This is a genomic window from Haladaptatus sp. (assembly GCF_049589095.1).
GTDB lineage: Archaea > Halobacteriota > Halobacteria > Halobacteriales > Haladaptataceae > Haladaptatus.
In genome coordinates, this window is record NZ_JBAWAC010000532.1 from 1 (window position 1) to 1,708 (window position 1,708).

Genomic DNA, 1,708 nt, shown 5'->3' on the forward strand with positions numbered 1-1,708 from the left:
GAGTTCACCCAACAGGGCGGCGCGCGGCCGTTCGGCGCGGCGCTGCTGATTGGTGGCGTCGACCCACGTTCGACGAATTCGTCGAGCGGGCCTGGCCCGCGAGACGGCGTCGAACCGACTACCAGCGAGGACGAACCGCCCCAACCGCGGTTGTTCGAAACCGACCCGTCCGGGACGTTCTACGAGTGGCAGGCGACCGCCATCGGCGCGGAAGACGGGACGGTTCGGGAGTACCTCGAAGACAACTACGACCCGCAAGGTTCGATTCAATCCGGCATCGAACTCGCGCTGTCGGCGCTCGCGGAATCCGAAGAAGGTGGCCTCTCGCCCGAGGAAGTGGACGTGGCGACGGTCGCACCGACCTACCAGGCGCTCGGTATCGAGGAGCGTCGGGAGACGCTGGAGTCGTTGGACTTGCTGGACGAACAGGCGTCCTAACGGCGGTTCGGAATTCGGTTTTTCCACAACCCTTGAAATAGCTACCCGACGAGAAGCCCACTGAGGATTAAGGTCGTTCGAGTGCGAGGTCTCGATGTGAAATCGAACCTCCTCGCGCTCTTGGACGAACTCCGAATCATCGGTCAGAACGGGCTTCGATATGCGGACAACCATCACGACGAACGACGGTACGGTCGGATACTCGACTTGGTCGCGGAACACTACGGCGAAACGCTCGCGGTGAGTTCCGACGAGGTCCGTGAACGGTTCGCCGAGGAGGTCGGGCATATCACGCCGAAAATCGCAGCCGGTGCCGCGATTTTCGACGACGACGGACGGATCCTGTTGATGAAGCGCGCCGATAGCGGTGAGTGGATGGTCCCAGGCGGGTTCCTTGACCCGGGCGAAGGTCCCGAACGGGCGGCGGTTCGCGAGACGAAAGAGGAGACGAACCTCGACGTCCGGGTTACGACGCTGGTCGGCGCACACTACCAACCGGCGACTGAACACCACGTCAACGAAGCCGTCGGACTCGTCTACCTCTGTGAACGCTTGGGCGGAACGCTTCGAGGGTCGGAGGAGAGTTCGGACCTCGGGTACTGGCACATCGAGGACGTACCGGCGTGGCACCGCGATTTTCACGAGATAGCGTACGATGCGCGCGACGTGTGGCAGCAACGACGCGAGACGACATCGAACTCGTCGTGAACGGTGGTCATCGCAGCGTTTTTTGACTTCTCAGGACGCCGTCTGCCCCGTTTCGCGCACCGTCACGACCTCCAGATTCGAGGCGACGAACAGCGACAGCACGTCGCCGTTTACCGCCGTCGAAACCCGAACGCACCACGGGTCCTCCGAGACCACCGCTTCGCGCCACTCCTCGCCGACGTTCCAAACGGGACGCTCCCGGATGTCGATGCCGTGGCGGTGGTAGAACGAGATGACCGCCGGATGCTCCAGCACCGCGAGCGTGACCGGCGAGCGAAGCCGACAGCCACAGCGCTCGCAGTCGAACTGGACCTGCGGACGGCGGTGGTCGGCATTTTCCGCGCCCTCGTCCGTTTCCGCGTCGTGATACTCCACGTGTGCGTTCGCCGGGGCACTGCACTCCGGGCAGACGCCGTCGTCCATGAGCGACAGACGATGGCGGTGGTGCCGGTCGAACGCCGTCAGCAGGCCGTCGGGGTCGTGAGCGCGATGCCCTCCGGGCGGAAACGGTAACGTGAGCGTCGGGCGTTCGCAGGCCCGGCATTCGACGACGACGTAGTTG

Annotated in this window: 2 protein-coding genes and 1 pseudogene; 2 read left to right on the forward strand and 1 reads right to left on the reverse strand. The window is 64.1% G+C overall.

Annotated features, from left to right (window positions below; all coding sequences use genetic code 11):
- Positions 1 to 438: pseudogene (locus tag WBV42_RS16635) on the forward strand (hypothetical protein); the annotation flags it as partial.
- Between the two features lie 96 nt (positions 439 to 534).
- Positions 535 to 1,146 (forward strand): NUDIX hydrolase, encoded by a 612-nt coding sequence (locus WBV42_RS16640; RefSeq protein WP_423987015.1) that lies wholly within the window; start codon positions 535 to 537, stop codon positions 1,144 to 1,146.
- Between the two features lie 30 nt (positions 1,147 to 1,176).
- On the opposite strand, the gene WBV42_RS16645 is transcribed toward WBV42_RS16640, so the two are convergent.
- Positions 1,177 to 1,708: DUF7351 domain-containing protein (locus WBV42_RS16645; protein WP_423987016.1), on the reverse strand; the 532-nt coding region annotated here is incomplete at its 5' end.